We start from the raw sequence: 15266 nt of genomic DNA, 5'->3' as shown, positions 1-15266 counted from the left end.
AAGGAAAAGAGGGATTTGCATGAACACTCTGTTGCGAATTGCACTCGCTTTGGTGATTATTGGCGCGATTAACTGGGGACTTATAGGCTTCTTTCAATTTGACTTAATCGCCGCGATTTTCGGCGGTCAGAACGCATTGCTCTCCCGCATTGTCTATGCACTGATCGGTTTGAGCGGCCTGTATACCATTACATTGTTCTGTGCACCTAAAAAAGCGCGGACATAAGCGAATCTTAAGAAAAGAGAATAGTTTTGTAATGAGAAAAACTCGCGGGCGTTGCCGCTCGTCCTTTTTCCTCAAAGAAGCCAAACAGCCGCTTTTTGTCGCGTACGAATGGAAGGAAAATATATGTCGCTTTATCACTGTAAAGCAACATATACTTTCCTATACCATGAAAAAGGACCTGCGGCTCCTCCCGGAAAACCGGGAAGAGGAGCAGGTCTTATTTTATGCAGATACTTCCCTTAACATATGCATTGGAACAAAATACGTCTGCGGTCTATCGCTTTCCTCGGGATTATAGTAGACGAGCAGCAATGTATCTTCTCGCTTTATCTCGCCCAATGATAGGTAAATGGACAAGTTAACCGGTACAATCTCCAGCATCGTGTGTTTGTGCAACTGTTTCTCATCAAGCCCAAGCGCAGTGAACTCCGCTCCGGCAAGCTCCGGCTGTCGGGCCAACAGCTTCAGCAGACGGGATTGCTCCGCTTTCCGGATTTCATGCGTCCACCACACTTTCCGAGGCTTATATTTGTAGTTCATGAAGTAATCGTATTTCATTAATCCTTCGATTACCGGCAAGCACTCCGTGTCTCTTTCTCTCAAGAACATATGCAGACGTGTGAACAGGTCTTCCAATTGGTGACCAATGCGCGACCACCCCCGCTTTTCCCAGAAATCCCCGAACTCCTGGAAAAAGTCGAAAGCAGACGCGAATTCCCGCTCAATTAAATACAACAGTGTTATATCCATACGATGCGCGTTCCAGTACTTCTCCAGCACATCCTCCACCCGTTTAATCCGAACGATATCCGAAAACGGAAGAACACGGTTTTCTAAAATTTCATACGGCGCATGATCCATGTACTTATAGCCGTATTTCTCCGCGCTGATACGCATGCCTGTTCCGCGCAGCATTTTCAGGAAACCGAGCTGCAGTTCTTCGGGACGCAGTGCAAACACATCGTTGAACGTTTTGCGGAATGACATGTAGTCCTCTTCCGGTAGACCCGCAATTAAGTCAAGGTGCTGGTCAATTTTTCCGCTCTCTTTGACTTTGGTAACCGTACGGGCCAGCTTGGTGAAATTCTGGCGGCGTTTAACGATATCGTTCGTCGTGTCGTTGGTGGATTGCACACCGATTTCAAACCGGAAAATGCCTGGCGGCGCATGCTCGGCCAGATAATCAAGCACCTCAGGCCGCATAATGTCTGCAGTAATCTCAAACTGAAACACACATCCCCGGTGATTTTCAATTAAAAATTGAAAAATCTCCATTGCATACTCACGTTTAATATTAAATGTACGATCGACGAATTTAATGAGCTTGGCCCCGCTCTCGATCAAATGCAACAAATCCCGCTTCGTCCGTTCAATATCAAAATACCGTACCCCCACCTCAATACTGGAGAGGCAAAATTGACAGGAGAACGGGCAGCCGCGGCTTGTTTCAAAATACGTAACCCGGTTGCCGAGATGAGGTATATCTTCTTCGAAGTAAAACGGAGACGGAATACGATTCAAATCCAGCTTCGGACGGGGTGGATTGACGATCACTTCGTCTTCTTTTCGATAGGCAATTCCATAGACAAAATGATACTTTTGCTCGCCTTTCATTTCCGTCAGAAGATGGTGAAACGTTTCTTCTCCTTCGCCTACCACAATAAAGTCAACATCGGTCAGGCGGTTCATCCAGTACTCGACATCGTATGACACTTCGGGTCCGCCGAGTACAATCTTGACTCCGGGCATAACCTTTTTTAGCATGGAGATAATCTGAATGGTCTCTTCGATGTTCCAAATGTAGCAGGAGAAACCAATCACATCCGGTTTCCGTTGAAACAAATCGGATACCACATTCATTGCAGGGTCCTTAATTGTGTATTCCACAAGATCCACCTCGAAATCTTCCTGGCAGAATGCCTTCAAATAGCGCAGAGCCAGCGAGGTATGGATGTATTTTGCGTTCAGTGTCGTTATGAGCACATTCATGAAATGCAATCCCTCATTTTAAATGGATTTCTGTGTGATAGTATAGCATTTTTTTGCATCCTTTTTCTAATCAATCCGTATAAGAAAATAAATGGATACTTTTCGATGAAAAGAGGGAATCGCATGCTGCGTTTGCTGCTGCTTTTGACAATCATCGCCTTTATCGTATGGTGGTTTCAATATATTTTCAATCCGAAGCGAAAACTTATGTCTGCGATTGAGAAAAAACAGACGTTCGTCCTCGATGACGAAGACAATGTGCGCCGCAATCTGCTGTTAACATACAAGGGAGTTTTATTTGAAGGCGAGAAATATCTGGGGAGCATGGAAGACCGTTTTACCGTGACCAAGATTTCGCTCTGGCCGCGTCAGTCGAGCAGGCTAAAAGGACTGACCCGTGATGATTTCTTTGAGATTTCGGAGATTATCCGTGAAAGCTATCCGGATGCGGAAATCGAATGGGGAACACCGGTGAAAGAATTCTTGCAGCGAGAATAAGAAATCACGAACATAAAAATCTCCGCCGTTGCTCAATATGCACGGCGGAGATTTTTATTTGCTGTTTATTACGCTACGCTTGCACGTATGCCTCACGAATAGCGGCGATGATTTTGTCGGCCATCTCTTTTGTGCCTACGGCTTCATCTTTATTATCGGCGATGTCGCCAGTGCGTACACCGGAGTTCAGCACGGTATGAACCGCTTGCTCGATCGCGTTCGCCGCCTTCTCCAAGCCAAATGAATACTTAAGCATCATCGCGGCAGACAGAATCGTTGCAGTCGGGTTGGCAATTCCTTTGCCTGCAATGTCCGGTGCAGATCCGTGTACCGGCTCATACAAACCGAAGTTACCGTCCGCCAAAGACGCCGACGGCAGCATACCGATCGAGCCTGTCAGCATGGACGCTTCATCGCTTAAAATATCACCGAACATATTCTCCGTTACAATCGTGTCGAACTGCTTCGGCCAACGGATAAGTTCCATGGCGCAGGAATCAACCAGCTGATGGCGCAATTCTACATCCGGGTAATCCGGTGCGACTCGTTCTACGACTTTACGCCACAGACGGGAAGACTCCAGCACATTCGCCTTGTCCACGGAGGTCAGTTTCTTGCTGCGCAGACGTGCCACCTCGAACGCCCGACGTACGATTCGCTCAATCTCATACTCATGATAAATCAATTCGTCGGAAGCGACTTCGCCGTTTTCGGTTTCATAGCGTTTCTTCTCGCCGAAATAGAGGCCGCCTGTCAATTCGCGAATCACCATTAGATCCACGCCTTTGACGACTTCTTCTTTCAATGCGGACACGCCGACCATGCAGTCGAGCATAAACGCCGGACGAAGATTGGCGTACAGACCCAATTCCTTACGGATACCCAGAAGTCCTGTTTCCGGACGAAGGTGCGCCGGGTTGTTATCCCACTTCGGACCGCCCACTGCTCCGAGCAACACAGCATCAGAACGGCGTGCTTTATCCAGCGTATCCTGGGGCAGCGGTGTGCCATCTTCATCGATGGCGCACCCGCCCAAACGCGCATATTCAAGCGTAAAACTTACATCTTCGAGTTCTTCGATGACTCTTAGTACATTGACCGCCTGCTCGATAACTTCCGGCCCGATGCCGTCCCCGGGCAGTACGGTGATGGTAAACGTTTGACTCATGCCTCGCTTCCTTCCTCTCTACATCACGACTTCTACCGCGTCGCCTCTTCGTGCAACCAGTTTATTCAGCGCGCGCAGATAAGCTTTCGCGCTCGCTTCCAGCACATCTGTGCTAACCCCGCGTCCCTGCACTGTGTAATCGCCTTGGGACAGGCGGACATACACTTCACCAAGTGCATCCTTACCGTGGGTGACGGATACAATCTTATAATCCTCCAGCACCACTTCTTCGTTCGTAACCCGGTCGATCGCTTTATAGATGGAATCAACAGACCCGTTGCCGCATGCCGCCTCTTCCAGCACTTCGCCGTTTAAGGTACGCACGCGTACGCTCGCCGTCGGTATCGAGTTGTTTCCGTATGAAAGCTGAACATTCTCAAGCGTGTACGCTTCCGGCACATCAACCAGCTTGGCGTCGACAAGCGCCACGATATCTTCGTCGCTTACATCTTTCTTGCGGTCGCATAAGTCTTTAAAACGTGCAAACGCGTCGTCCAGCTCTTCCTGGCTCAACTGGTAACCCAGCTCTATCAATTTATCTTTGAAAGCATGACGTCCCGAAAGCTTGCCGAGCACAAGGCGGTTTGATTTGAAGCCCACGCGCTCCGGACGAATGATTTCGTATGTGGTTACTTCTTTCAATACGCCATCCTGGTGGATACCGGATTGATGGGCAAACGCATTAGCGCCCACAACTGCTTTGTTACCCGGCACAAACATTCCGGTCAAGCGGCTGACAAGCTTGCTTGTGCGGGCGATTTCTTCCAGCTTCAGATTGGTGGTCGCCTGATAGAAATCCTTGCGGGTATCGAGCGCCAATGCTACCTCTTCTAAAGCAGCATTACCAGCGCGCTCACCAATACCATTGATTGTGCCTTCTACCTGAGTCACACCCGCCTGGATGGCAGCCAAAGTATTGGCAACAGCCATTCCGAGGTCATCATGACAGTGGCAGCTCAGCTTTACATTTTCAATGCCCCGCACGTTGTTTAATAGCTGGGTGAAAATATTAGCGTATTCGGCCGGTGTGGTATATCCCACCGTATCCGGAATGTTGATGATACGGGCGCCCGCATCGACAACCGCCTGCACCACTTCAATCAGGAACGGAATCTCGGTACGCGAACCGTCTTCACAGGAGAATTCCACCATATCGAAATATTTCTTCCCATGCTTTACGGCAGCAACCGCGTTTTCGATAACCTGTTCCTTTGTCATATTCAGTTTATATTTCCGATGAATCGGCGACGTGGCAAGGAACGTATGAAGGCATGCCGATTCGGCGTCCCTCAGCGCTTCCCACGCTTTATCGATATCCAGCAAACGAGCACGGGACAAGCTGACGATCGTTGAGTTCTTGACCCGTTTTGCAATCTCACGAACGGATTGTAAATCTCCAGGGGAGGCAGCGGCAAACCCCGCTTCAATCCGGTTTACCCCCAGGCGCTCCAGTTGCAAAGCAATTTCTAATTTTTCCTTCGAACTTAAGTTGACTCCCGGGGACTGTTCACCGTCCCGCAGGGTGGTATCAAAAATTTCAATGGTACGCATTCCCTCGCCACCTCCACAGTTTTTGTCTTACTCCTTACTTCTTGATCCAGGCCATCATTTCACGCAATTGCTTACCTACCTGCTCGATTTGGTGTTCCTTCTCAATACGGCGGCGCGCTCCGAACGCGGCACGGCCGGACTGGTTCTCAATAATCCAGTTCTTCGCGAATTGGCCGGTTTGAATTTCTTTTAATACTTTCTTCATTTCTTTCTTCGTCTCTTCCGTTATGATACGCTGACCGACGCTGTAGTCACCGAATTCAGCCGTGTCGCTGATGGAATAGCGCATGTACTCAAGGCCGCCTTCGTACATCAAATCTACAATCAGCTTCAGCTCATGCAAACATTCGAAGTAGGCGATTTCCGGTGCATAACCCGCTTCTACCAGTGTCTCGAAGCCCGCTTTTACCAGTTCGGCTGTACCGCCGCACAGTACCGCTTGCTCCCCGAACAGGTCGGTTTCCGTTTCTTCACGGAACGTTGTCTCAATAACGCCCGCGCGCGTGCAGCCGATGCCGCTTGCATACGCCAGACCGATTTCTTTTGCTTTTCCTGTTCCGTCTTGGTAGATAGCGAGCAATCCCGGTACACCGAAGCCTTCCGTATATACGCGGCGAACCATGTGGCCCGGGCTCTTTGGTGCTACCATAACTACGTCTACGCCCTGAGGTGCAACAATCTGCTCGAAGTGGATATTGAAGCCATGTGAGAAGAAGAGCGCATCTCCGTCTTTCAGGTTCGGTTCGATTTGCTCTTTATACACTTTCGCCTGCATTTCATCAGGAAGCAGAATCATAATCACATCAGCACGCGCGGCAGCTTCGTCTACCGTCAGCACTTCAAATCCATCGTTTTCCGCCTGCTCCCAGGAACGGCCTTTGCGAAGACCAATGACCACTTTCATACCGCTATCGCGCAAGTTTTGTGCTTGTGCGTGTCCCTGGCTACCGTATCCAATGATGGCAATCGTCTTGCCTTTCAGAACTTCTTGGTTTGCGTCTTTTTCGTAGTACATTGTAATCATGGAATTTCCTCCCCTATTCTGTGTGCTGTTTTGTTTATATTAAATGTGTTGATAGCAATAGTTATCGATTATACTCTGGCAAGTGTCGCGGCACCACGGCTGATCGCAGTCACGCCCGTACGCGAAAGCTCTTTAATACCGTATGGCATTAAGAGTTCAATTAACGCATCGACTTTTTCGGAATCGCCGGTAACCTGAACAACCAGAGAAACCGGCCCTACGTCGACAATGCTCGCGCGGAAAGGCTCAATAATACCTTTAATTTCAGAGCGTGTTCCCGGAGTTGCCTCTACTTTAATAAGCGCGAGCTCTCTGGATACCATCTGACCGCTGCTCAAGTGCTGTACTTTCAGTACGTCGATGAGCTTATGGAACTGCTTCATAATTTGCTCGATGGTATTGTCGTCGCCGCGCGTGACAATAATCATGCGCGACAGCCCCGGCTCTTCAGACTGGCCAACCGTAATGCTGTCAATGTTGAAGCCGCGCTGACCCATCAGGCTGGCGACCCGGGTTAATACACCCGGCTGGTCATTGACTAGAACTGAAATGGTGTGCTTTTGTTCCATGTTATTTCTCATCTCCCAAAACCATTTGGTCAAGTGTGTTACCTGCAGCGACCATCGGATATACGTTCTCTTCCGGCTCAACTACGAATTCAACAAGAACCGGTCCATTTGTATTCATCGCTTCTTGCCATATCCGCTCCGCCTCTTCTTCTGTCGAAGCGCGCAGACCTTTGATGCCGTAAGCATCGGCAAGTTTGACGAAGTCAACGCTCACGCTTAAGTCGATTTGACTGTAGCGATGCTCGTAGAACAGTTCCTGCCACTGGCGAACCATACCGAGGCATTGATTATTGATAATAACAATCTTAATCGGCAGATTATGGTTGGCAACAACCGCCAATTCCTGCTGATTCATCTGGAAGCCACCGTCGCCGCTGACCGAGATAACGGTTTTATCGGGATGCGCCATCTGTGCTCCGATGGCAGCGGGGAAGCCGAAGCCCATCGTACCGAGACCGCCCGAGGAGATGAAAGAACGCTGGTTGCTGAATTTAAAATACTGGGCCACCCACATCTGATGCTGTCCTACGTCTGTCGTCACAATCGCATCTCCGCCGGTCGATTCGTACATGATTTCGATAGCGCGCTGCGGCTTTAATCGACCTTCCGGACTCGGTTTGTAGCTGTACGGATGCTCTGCGCTCCATGCCTGGATTTGTGCCACCCATGCATCGGAGTCAGCGCGCCCGACTTTCGGAAGAGCAGCAAGCAGCACGTTTTTCACATCACCAACAATCGGGATATAAGCGTTGATGTTTTTGCCGATTTCAGCCGGGTCGATATCGATATGGATAATTTTTGCGTTCGGTGCGAACTCTTTCGTCCGGCCCATCGTAATACGATCGTCAAAACGTGCGCCCATGTTAATCAGCAGGTCAGTATTCAACAGCGCCTGGTTGGCGGCGTATGAACCGTGCATCCCCGGCATGCCCGGACAGAGTCGGTGCCCTCCCGGGAACCCGGCAAGACCCATAAAGGTCGGAATAACCGGAATGTTCGTCTTTTCGGCAAATTCCAATAATTCTTTTTCCGCTCCTGCCGCTACGATTCCGCCACCGGAGAGAATGACCGGTTTCTTCGCTTCAGCAATGGCTTTGACCATCCGCTCGACTTGCAAGCTGTTCGGTTTTACGGTCGGATTATATGTGCGGAGCTTTACCGTTTCCGGATAGTAGAACGGTGCTTTCGCGTTGTTTACGTCTTTTGGAATATCAATGAGAACAGGTCCCGGACGTCCGGTTGTCGCAATATGGAACGCCTCTTTGACGATGCGCGGTAAGTCTTCCACATTGCGGACAAAATAATTATGTTTTGTAATCGGAAGCGTAATCCCTGTAATATTCGCCTCCTGGAATGCGTCTGTTCCGATTAAGTGCTGGGCTACGTTTCCTGTGATACAGACCAGCGGCACTGAATCCATATGGGCTGTAGCAATTCCTGTCACAAGATTGGTCGCTCCCGGTCCGGAAGTGGCGATGACGACGCCCGGCTTCCCCGTTGCGCGTGCATATCCGTCGGCCGCGTGAATCGCTCCCTGTTCATGGCGCGTCAAGATATGTTTCAGATGACTCGAATAAAGCGAGTCGTAAATCGGCAGGACAGCGCCTCCCGGATATCCGAAAACATACTCTACACCTTCTAATAGCAGGCAACGTAGCAGCATGTCGGAACCCGACATTACCTCTCCCATTTCGATAGGCGGCAAAGAAGCTTTTCGATTATCAACCATCGCCGTATCTGTGCTCATGATTCTTCCTCCTTCTAAAAATTATCTCCCCATTGTTAAAATAGTCTAAAAATTTATACTGAACAGAGAACGGGTTTATGACCGCTCTGTCCGAGAATCAGAAAATAAGATGGAAAATAAAGAAAACCCTTTCATCCCCTGACTTTTATTCAATCAGTCTGGGGCGAAAGAGTTTCGCGGTACCACCCAAATTTCATTGCTGCCTTACGGTCAACAACCTCAGCGGGTTGACAGTGGCCAACCCTGGCACATAACGCGTGCCATACGGCCTATCCCTACTAAAGTCATCTCTTTCGGAATAGCAACTCAGGGGTGAGATATATATAGCGTTCTTGCCCGGCTTCCACCATCCCGGACTCTCTGAGAAGAAGAGGCCATATACGCGTCCCCGTCGACGTTATTGCTCATTTATTCACTCAATTTTTAATTCATAAAACTGTGTAATCATTTGTTATATTACATGCAATTATAGACAGGGATAGAACAAGTGTCAATACGAAAAGTTAAGAAACTTTATAAAAAAGGCATTTTGTTACACAGCTGATTCAACCGAATGTTCGGCTTTGAGTGCTGCAATCGTATCTTCAATACTTTGGTTTTTAGTACCGTTCAGAATGATATTCAACAAAATCGCCGCAAAACTTCCTGTTACAATTCCGCTTTCCATAATCAAGCGCAGTCCTCCCGGAAGCCCGGAAAATACATCCGGTGCAATGGATACACCCAGCCCTAATCCTACGGATGTAGCGATAATTAACATATTTTCTACCCGGCGAAAATCTACGGTAGACAATTGACGGACGCCGGAAGCCATTACCATACCGAACATCGGAATCATGGCACCGCCGAGTACCGGATTCGGAATCACCGTTGTCAGCGCCGCTACTTTCGGCAGAAGCCCAAGTCCCATGATAATGAAACAGGCCGCAACGACAACACGTCTTGTTTTAACGCCTGTAAGAGCCACCAGTCCCACGTTCTGCGAATACGTAGTATAAGGGAATGCCTGAAAAATACCTCCGACAACCTGAGCCATACCTTCCGCCCGCAGCCCGCGCTTAATATCCTTTCCGTCAATTTTTTTCTCGCATACATCGGCCAGTGCGAAGAAAACGCCGGTAGATTCAATCATGCTTACAATTCCTACAAGAACCATACTAATAATCGCGGTCAGATGGAACGTCGGCATGCCGAAACGGAACGGTTCAACCATATGGAACCAGCCGGCTTTGCCTACAGAAGAAAAATCAACAAGTCCCATGAAATAAGCAATCGTTGTACCGATTACCAGAGAAATCAGCACAGAAATTGATTTCCAGAATCCTGTAAAAAAGCGGTTCATCAAGATAATAGATAGCAGCGTAACAGCCGCCAGGAACAAATTTGTTGCGCTGGCATACCCCGGCGTATCCGGTTGACCTACGATATTGCCCATGGCCGCACCGATAAGCGAAGCACCGATAATAACAACGACCGAACCCGTCACGACCGGCGGGAAAAACTTCAGAATTTTGTCCATGAACTGGGATAAAATCATAACGATAACCCCGGCAGCAATAATGGCACCGTATATAGCTGTAATTCCCTGGGCATTTCCGATGGCGATCATCGGACCCACCGCCTGGAACGCACATCCCATCAAAATGGGAAGTTTAACGCCAAAATACTTTCCTCCGACAACTTGCAATAGAGACGCTACTCCGCACGTAAATAAATCGATAGAAATTAAGTATGCAATCTGTTCCGGCGTCATTCCGATAGCCGGGCCAACAATCAAGGGAACGACTACCGCACCCGCATACATGGCCAGCACGTGCTGAAAGCCGAGCGTTCCTAATTTCCAAAACCCTACTTTGTTTTGCACAAAAATTTCCTCCTAAATAGTAACCATCTTTCTCGTTTCGCTGCTTTATGCCTTAACGGATTCTTCGACAAATTGGACTTCCCCGTCCGAAAACGCCGCGATCCGGGCAAGCGACTCTACCTTAAATCCCTTTTCTCGCAGGCGCCGACCACCATCCTGGAATGCTTTCTCGATGACGATACCAATCCCTACAACTTCGCTGCCGGCCTGCTCTACCAGGTAGGCCAGTCCGGCAGCCGCTTCCCCGTTTGCCAGAAAATCATCGATAATAAGGACCTTCTCACCGGCACCGAGAAACTTCTTCAACACCGTCACTTCGTTCGTTTCGTTTTTTGTAAAGGAATGAACCTTCGTTACGTATGCTTCTTCATTCATCAGCGCCGATTTCTTTTTGCGGGCAAATACCACTTTGACATTCAATTTCAGCGCGGTGGTCAGCGCCGCTGCAATACCGGAAGATTCGATCGTCAGGATTTTCGTTACTCCTGCCTCTGCAAAACGGCGTGCAAACTCGTCGCCAATCTCCATCATGAGAACGGGATCGATCTGGTGGTTCAAGAATGAATCCACTTTTAGCACTTTATCTCCCAGTACATGCCCTTCTTCGCGAATTCTCTGTTTTAGCAATTCCATCTGTATCCTCCTTATGTGATAAAACGAAAAAATCCGGAAGCCGTCTGCCCATGATTACGAGCGAAAACGGTCCTCCGGATTGCAAAACCCTCCTGATCATCTAAACAGGTTACAGGCATTCTTTCCGCGAAAGTCGTCATTTTCACTCGTAGTCAGATTGTTTACGGCAATCTGGTAGAAACTTGCGGGCCATATTCCCGCGATTATACGAGTTTTTGTATTCGTTTTTACTGATGGTGTCATTATACCTAATCCGCCGCCAAAAATAAAGTTCGGATTTTTAAAAATCCGAACTTTATTTGAGCAATTTCATTTTATCGTTCGTCTTCATTCAATATTATTCGTCTCTGCACGGCGCAGTGCAAGTACGGACAGTGTACGCACCATCGCTCCCGTACCGCCGGCAGGGGATAAATCATCCGCCTTATCAGCCCAAGCCGTCCCTGCAATATCCAGATGAACCCACGGCGTGCCTTCAGCGAACTCTCCGACAAACAAACCGGCCGTGATTGTACCCGCGTTACGGCCGCCGGTGTTCTTAAGATCCGCAATCTTGCTCTTGATTTGTTCCATATACGGTTTATAGCCAGGGAGACGCCACAGCAACTCGCCCGCTTCACCGGCCGCTTCCATAACCTCTTCCATCAGCGCTTCGTCATTGGTCAATGCAGCGGTTGTGCAGGTACCAAGCGCCACCAGTGCGGCGCCTGTCAGCGTCGCTAAATCGATAAGATAATTTGCCCCTATTTTGCGCGCATAACTCATACCATCAGCCAGAATGAGGCGGCCTTCCGCATCAGTGTTGAGAATCTCAACCGTTTTGCCGCTCATTGTCGTAATCACATCGCCCGGCTTGAGCGCAGAGCCGCTTGGCATATTTTCCGTCGTTGGAATGACGGCAGCGATATTGACGGCCGGCTTCAGCGTACCGATGGCTTCGAGTGCACCCAGCACGGCGGCTGCCCCGCCCATATCACCTTTCATCTCATCCATACCCGGACCCGGCTTAATCGAGATGCCGCCGGAGTCAAACGTAATGCCTTTGCCGACAAACCCGATAACATCCTCCCACTTTTCTGTGCCCTGATATTTAATCGCGATAAGCTTCGGCGGCTCCACCGATCCCTGGCTAACGCCCAGCAGACCGCCCATACAGTATAATTCCATGTCTACCTTGTCGAGAATTTCCACTTCCATACCATGACGTTCGGCGATTTCTTTCGCTTTTTCGGATAGCACTGTCGGGGTTAAATAGTTACCCGGCATGTTAACCAGATCACGCGCCAGATTTGTGCCGCGCGCCAGTGCTTCAGCTACGCGGGCGCCCTCTTTGACCTCTTCGAGCGCATCGCTCTTGCAAAGAATCGCGAGCGCTTCAAGTTCCGGCTTCTCTTCCTTTTCTTTATGATATCCAGGAAAGCGGTAATTAGCGAGCAACGCACCTTCAAGCAACGCATGGGCCGCATCGTAATCGCCAAGTACTTTTGCTTCTTCATCAAGCGCGAATACAATATCCGTCAGCTTGGCTTTCAGCGCTTCTTTTACGGCGCGTGCACCGGTTTCTCGCAAGTCCTCAAACGAAAGTTCTTCCTTTCTGCCAAGACCGATCGTCATAATCCGGCGCGCCGGTACTTTGCCGAACGTATGTATAAACTGGACGCTCTTCTTTTTGCCGCTAATTTCTCCGTCTGCGAACAGCGCGGACAGCGCTCCGCCCATTTTCTCATCCGTTTCTTTCAGCAGTGCCGGAAGTGCGTTCTCACCTTCCCAAATTCCGACAATCAAGCATTTCGTCGTGCAATCCTGCAGTTTTCCGCTTTTCACTTCGATTTTCATCGCATCTGCACCTCCACTAAAATTTTATCAGCAAATAGGGGAAAAGAAAATGTAGGAAACATGCCCGATAAAGATTTTTCCTCTAAGAAAATGATTTATTCGTCTATTCGTTATACAATAAAGAAAGAGACCTTCTAAGAAAGGAAGAAGTTAATGTCCGCTCTGTTTTCTAATTTTCCGCTCTGGTCCGCTCTGCTTGCTATCGGCATCGCCCAGGGAGTCAAAGTGCCTATTACGTTTTTTGCATTGCGCAAATGGGACTGGAAGCTTGCATTCAGCACCGGAGGAATGCCGAGCTCCCACTCGGCGGCCGTCACCGCGCTTACGACTGCGGTAGGATTGGTCGAAGGCTTTGATTCCACCTATTTTGCCATCTCCGTTGTTTTCTCCATCATCATTATGTTCGACGCGGCCGGCATACGGCGTCATGCAGGTACGCATGCGGCCGTTCTTAATCTCCTGGTGGAAGACTTTAATCAACTGATTGACGAGTTGAAAACAATGCGTGTTAAACCGCGCCGGGAACGCGCCGAGAAGCTCAAGGAATTGCTGGGCCATCAGCCGAGTGAAGTGCTGGTGGGGGGCTGGCTCGGTATTATCCAATCCATCCTTCTGTACTATTTGCTTAAGCTATAATGCGCAGCGTGCATAATGAGAGGACAGGCCGCCTGACCTGTCCTCTTTTTTATTGCTATTATTGTTTTTTCGCTTCATTTTGAATCAATTGATTTAAACGGGCAAACGTTTCTTCGTTCATCTTGCCGTCTCCACGCTCGATCACATATACGTCGAGTTGCTTCTTGCCCCACTGTTTATATACGTCCTCTTTCTTGTCAAAATACAAGTCGATTTTATTTCCCTTAATCGCTGAACCGATATCCGCCACGACTCCATAGCCGTAACCCGGAATATAGAGAATGGTGCCCAGCGGAAACAAATCCAGATCGGCGGCGATTGTAGAGAAAGCACCTGCGGCACGCTTTGCTTTTACTCCCGAATATGTAATCCCGTACGCAGGATGCCCGACATCCTTTCCGGTGGATTCGGGACCGGGTGAATAGCCGGTTGCCACGACATTCACCTTCGGATATCGCGCTAATGTGGCCAGCGCTTCTACCGTTTCTCCGCTGGATGCCAGTGGAAACCGCGCTACTTTCTCTGGTTTTTCCACTTGCTTATCCTTTGGTTTTTCTGCGTGTGACACTGTCGTTCCCTGCATTTTAGCCTGCTTCGTCTCTGGAAAAGCCGCGGTTTTCTGCTGTGGTTCCTCCAGTAGAATATAGATGCCAAGCACGGTGCAGATAAGCGCAATGAGCAGATAGGTAAGAGAGCCTTTCACACTCTTTACAATAATGTCCATGTAAAATACTAGCCTCCTCTTCTACTCATCATCTCCCGCCCTTCCCGGACTTATACGTAGGAAGTACAAGAAATGAAAATAGAGAGAAGAGAAAATAAGACAAACTTTCTTATAAATGGAAAAAAGCTCCCTCGCCGGGGAGCTTTCAACATTCATCCATCAATCTAAAACATGCGGTAGCCTTTCATACGCAGTATCTTAATCGTCCAGCCGCTGGCAATGGCGCCCAGCAAACCGGAAGTTAACATTACATAGTCGACTACATGCGGAGTACGATGATTTATTACTAAATATATCAGCACGCCTGCCACAATACTCAAATACAGAAACGTCGGCATCCACGTGGTCTTAATCAGCATATTTAAAATAAATCCGATTCCGAAAAGGAGGACGATAAACAGCGGAATTCCAATAATAAATTGCGCGATATTCAATCATATCACCCCCATCCATATTTCTACATTTCAGTGTACTGGATTCGGACAAGGGGGTCAATCGCCCTGCTTATTTCGTCATTTTTTATTCTATTTTGTCCCTGCCGTCACTTCCGGTTCATGCACTTCTACGCTTCCCTGGCCACTACAGGAAGGGCATGTTGTCGAACCTCCGGTAATAAGTTGAAAGTACCCGTTGCCCTCGCAATATACGCACGTCTCTTGTGTATTTCTTTCACTCATAGTTATCCCTCCTGGAGTATATTTATCAAATATCTATATTTTCAAAATATTATATAATAATTTCTTCCCTGCTGTAAAGTAATCAAACCACCATGCCTGGTTAGCCGCAACCCCGATATGAAAA

At 48.7% G+C, this 15266-nt stretch carries 15 protein-coding genes, 1 riboswitch and 1 other annotated feature; of the genes, 3 read left to right on the top strand and 12 right to left on the bottom strand.

The annotated features are described in order from the left end of the window. Positions 1-19: 19 nt before the first annotated feature. Positions 20-226 (top strand): DUF378 domain-containing protein, encoded by a 207-nt coding sequence (locus tag ADA01nite_RS13115; RefSeq protein ID WP_146810567.1) that lies wholly within the window; start codon positions 20-22, stop codon positions 224-226. Positions 227-448: 222 nt separating this feature from the next. Here the strand turns inward: ADA01nite_RS13115 and ADA01nite_RS13110 are convergent, their stop codons facing one another. Further along, a complete protein-coding gene (locus ADA01nite_RS13110) occupies positions 449-2215 on the bottom strand; it encodes a B12-binding domain-containing radical SAM protein (protein WP_146810565.1) in 1767 nt (588 codons plus the stop codon). Between the two features lie 105 nt (positions 2216-2320). On the opposite strand from ADA01nite_RS13110, the gene ADA01nite_RS13105 reads away from it, so the two are divergent. After that, positions 2321-2713: a sigma-w pathway protein ysdB gene (locus ADA01nite_RS13105; protein ID WP_246147332.1), complete on the top strand. Its 393-nt coding sequence runs from the start codon at positions 2321-2323 to the stop codon at positions 2711-2713. Between the two features lie 73 nt (positions 2714-2786). On the opposite strand, the gene leuB is transcribed toward ADA01nite_RS13105, so the two are convergent. The 8 genes from leuB to ADA01nite_RS13065 all read right to left on the bottom strand — a co-directional run bounded on the left by leuB (position 2787) and on the right by ADA01nite_RS13065 (position 13105). Further along, the gene (leuB, locus tag ADA01nite_RS13100; protein ID WP_146810563.1) at positions 2787-3881 is read right to left on the bottom strand and encodes a 3-isopropylmalate dehydrogenase; all 1095 of its coding nucleotides are present in this window, start codon (positions 3879-3881) and stop codon (positions 2787-2789) included. 18 nt (positions 3882-3899) lie between these two features. Continuing rightward, positions 3900-5432, bottom strand: coding sequence for a 2-isopropylmalate synthase (locus ADA01nite_RS13095; protein WP_146810561.1), 1533 nt, complete (start codon positions 5430-5432; stop codon positions 3900-3902). Positions 5433-5466: 34 nt separating this feature from the next. Beyond that, the gene (ilvC, locus tag ADA01nite_RS13090) at positions 5467-6456 is read right to left on the bottom strand and encodes a ketol-acid reductoisomerase (RefSeq protein WP_146810560.1); all 990 of its coding nucleotides are present in this window, start codon (positions 6454-6456) and stop codon (positions 5467-5469) included. A 68-nt stretch (positions 6457-6524) separates the two neighbouring features. Then, positions 6525-7025, bottom strand: coding sequence for an acetolactate synthase small subunit (gene ilvN, locus ADA01nite_RS13085; protein ID WP_146810558.1), 501 nt, complete (start codon positions 7023-7025; stop codon positions 6525-6527). Between the two features lies 1 nt (position 7026). Beyond that, positions 7027-8754, bottom strand: a complete 1728-nt coding sequence (gene ilvB / locus ADA01nite_RS13080) for a biosynthetic-type acetolactate synthase large subunit (protein WP_246147335.1) — start codon at positions 8752-8754, stop codon at positions 7027-7029. A gap of 174 nt (positions 8755-8928) precedes the next feature. Continuing rightward, positions 8929-9176 (bottom strand) — a binding site (T-box leader). A 128-nt stretch (positions 9177-9304) separates the two neighbouring features. Next, positions 9305-10636, bottom strand: coding sequence for a nucleobase:cation symporter-2 family protein (locus ADA01nite_RS13075; RefSeq protein WP_146810554.1), 1332 nt, complete (start codon positions 10634-10636; stop codon positions 9305-9307). 45 nt (positions 10637-10681) lie between these two features. Beyond that, positions 10682-11269, bottom strand: a complete 588-nt coding sequence (locus ADA01nite_RS13070) for a xanthine phosphoribosyltransferase (RefSeq protein ID WP_146810552.1) — start codon at positions 11267-11269, stop codon at positions 10682-10684. A gap of 129 nt (positions 11270-11398) precedes the next feature. Then, positions 11399-11500, bottom strand: a riboswitch (purine riboswitch). 96 nt (positions 11501-11596) lie between these two features. Then, a complete protein-coding gene (locus tag ADA01nite_RS13065; protein ID WP_146810550.1) occupies positions 11597-13105 on the bottom strand; it encodes a leucyl aminopeptidase in 1509 nt (502 codons plus the stop codon). Between the two features lie 153 nt (positions 13106-13258). Between ADA01nite_RS13065 and ADA01nite_RS13060 the strand changes: the two genes are divergently transcribed. Then, entirely contained in the window at positions 13259-13741 is a 483-nt protein-coding gene (locus ADA01nite_RS13060) for a divergent PAP2 family protein (protein WP_146810548.1), read from the top strand. A gap of 58 nt (positions 13742-13799) precedes the next feature. On the opposite strand, the gene ADA01nite_RS13055 is transcribed toward ADA01nite_RS13060, so the two are convergent. The 3 genes from ADA01nite_RS13055 to ADA01nite_RS22100 form a co-directional block, all read right to left on the bottom strand. Beyond that, positions 13800-14465, bottom strand: a complete 666-nt coding sequence (locus ADA01nite_RS13055; protein ID WP_146810545.1) for a 3D domain-containing protein — start codon at positions 14463-14465, stop codon at positions 13800-13802. 164 nt (positions 14466-14629) lie between these two features. Further along, complete coding sequence (locus ADA01nite_RS13050; RefSeq protein ID WP_146810543.1) at positions 14630-14899, bottom strand: YuiB family protein; 270 nt, start codon at positions 14897-14899, stop codon at positions 14630-14632. 90 nt (positions 14900-14989) lie between these two features. Further along, on the bottom strand, positions 14990-15142 hold the full coding sequence (locus ADA01nite_RS22100) for a YuiA family protein (RefSeq protein WP_170230275.1): 153 nt from the start codon (positions 15140-15142) through the stop codon (positions 14990-14992). Positions 15143-15266: the final 124 nt, after the last annotated feature.

Origin of the sequence: Aneurinibacillus danicus, from assembly GCF_007991215.1 — a bacterium.
Taxonomy (GTDB): Bacteria; Bacillota; Bacilli; order Aneurinibacillales; family Aneurinibacillaceae; genus Aneurinibacillus; species Aneurinibacillus danicus.
This window is presented reverse-complemented; position numbering and strand designations above follow the sequence as displayed.

Bases quoted from the DNA above. Each gene is read 5' to 3' on its own strand.
- ADA01nite_RS13115 (WP_146810567.1), top strand. From the start codon at position 20: ATGAACACTCTGTTGCGAATTGCACTCGCTTTGGTGATTATTGGCGCG.
- ADA01nite_RS13070 (WP_146810552.1), bottom strand. From the start codon at position 11,269: ATGGAATTGCTAAAACAGAGAATTCGCGAAGAAGGGCATGTACTGGGA.
- ilvB (WP_246147335.1), bottom strand. From the start codon at position 8,754: ATGGTTGATAATCGAAAAGCTTCTTTGCCGCCTATCGAAATGGGAGAG.
- leuB (WP_146810563.1), bottom strand. From the start codon at position 3,881: ATGAGTCAAACGTTTACCATCACCGTACTGCCCGGGGACGGCATCGGG.
- ADA01nite_RS13105 (WP_246147332.1), top strand. From the start codon at position 2,321: ATGAAAAGAGGGAATCGCATGCTGCGTTTGCTGCTGCTTTTGACAATC.
- ADA01nite_RS13060 (WP_146810548.1), top strand. From the start codon at position 13,259: ATGTCCGCTCTGTTTTCTAATTTTCCGCTCTGGTCCGCTCTGCTTGCT.
- ADA01nite_RS13055 (WP_146810545.1), bottom strand. From the start codon at position 14,465: ATGGACATTATTGTAAAGAGTGTGAAAGGCTCTCTTACCTATCTGCTC.
- ilvN (WP_146810558.1), bottom strand. From the start codon at position 7,025: ATGGAACAAAAGCACACCATTTCAGTTCTAGTCAATGACCAGCCGGGT.
- ADA01nite_RS13095 (WP_146810561.1), bottom strand. From the start codon at position 5,432: ATGCGTACCATTGAAATTTTTGATACCACCCTGCGGGACGGTGAACAG.
- ADA01nite_RS22100 (WP_170230275.1), bottom strand. From the start codon at position 15,142: ATGAGTGAAAGAAATACACAAGAGACGTGCGTATATTGCGAGGGCAAC.
- ilvC (WP_146810560.1), bottom strand. From the start codon at position 6,456: ATGATTACAATGTACTACGAAAAAGACGCAAACCAAGAAGTTCTGAAA.
- ADA01nite_RS13110 (WP_146810565.1), bottom strand. From the start codon at position 2,215: ATGAATGTGCTCATAACGACACTGAACGCAAAATACATCCATACCTCG.
- ADA01nite_RS13065 (WP_146810550.1), bottom strand. From the start codon at position 13,105: ATGAAAATCGAAGTGAAAAGCGGAAAACTGCAGGATTGCACGACGAAA.